This is a genomic window from Streptomyces sp. HD, assembly GCF_028369295.1.
In the GTDB taxonomy this organism is placed as follows: domain Bacteria; phylum Actinomycetota; class Actinomycetes; order Streptomycetales; family Streptomycetaceae; genus Streptomyces.
The window spans coordinates 1-1,088 of record NZ_JAQMYP010000153.1; the positions used below are offsets into that span (position 1 = coordinate 1).

The following is a 1,088-nucleotide window of genomic DNA, read 5'->3' on the forward strand; positions in this document are numbered from 1 at the left end:
CGTTCCGGTGGAGTGGGACGAGCGGGTGGCGTCCTCGCTGGCTGGTGTGCTGGCGGCCGGTGAGGGTGAGGATCAGGTCGCGGTGCGCTCGTCGGGCGTGTACGGGCGTCGGTTGGTGCGGGCTCCTCTCGGTGCCAACCCCACACCGACACGGACTTGGAACCCGTCGGGCACGGTGCTGATCACCGGTGGTACCGGTGGCATCGGCGGGCACCTGGCGCGCTGGCTGGCGAAGGAGGGCGCCGAGCGTCTGCTGCTGGTCAGCCGAAGCGGTGAGCAGGCAGAAGGTGTGGCCGAACTCGCCGCAGAACTAGGTGACTTGTGTGCCGAGGTGACGTTCGCCGCGTGCGACGTGACCGACCGGGCCGCGCTGGCGGAGGTGCTGGCCGGGATACCGGACGAGCACCCCCTGACCGCCGTCTTCCACACAGCGGGCGGCGCCGTGCACGGCTCGTTGGCCGAACTCGACACGGCCGGCTTCGAAGACCAGATTGCCGCTCGTGTTCTGGGGGCGCGTCATCTGGACGAGCTGACCACCGAACTGGGCCTGGATCTGGACGCGTTCGTGGTGTTCTCGTCGAGTGCTGCGGTGTGGGGCAGTGCGGGTAATGGGGCGAATGCTGCTGCGGGCGGTTTCCTGGATGGTCTGATTCGGGGCCGTCGGGCGCGTGGTGTTGTGGGTACGTCGGTGTCGTGGGGTGGCTGGCGGGCCACGGCGATGGCGGTGGGTGATACGGCGGAGCAGTTGTCGCGGCGTGGTGTGCGTTTGCTGGAGCCGGAGTTGGCGGTTCGGGCGTTGCGGCAGGTGTTGGAGCAGGACGAGGTGTCGGTGACGGTGGCCGACATGGACTGGTCGTTGTTCACGCCGGGGTACACGATGGCCCGGCGGCGTCCGCTGATCGAGGACATCCCCGACGTCGCCCGGATCCTGCGCGAGGCCGACGTCGCCGAGGAGGCTCCGGAGGACGGGGAGGCCGGTGCGGATCTGCGTGCCCGGCTCGCCGGGCTGGCGGAGGTGGAGCAGCAGGCGTTGCTGCTGGGGCTGGTGCGCGGGGAGGCCGCGCAGGTGCTGGCGCACGGGTCGACCG

General features: G+C 70.5%; 1 protein-coding gene. It reads left to right on the top strand.

All coding sequences use genetic code 11. From position 1 onward, the window contains the following. Positions 1–1,088 (top strand): beta-ketoacyl reductase (locus POF73_RS45755; protein ID WP_272125470.1); only part of this gene is annotated, 1,088 nt, incomplete at both ends.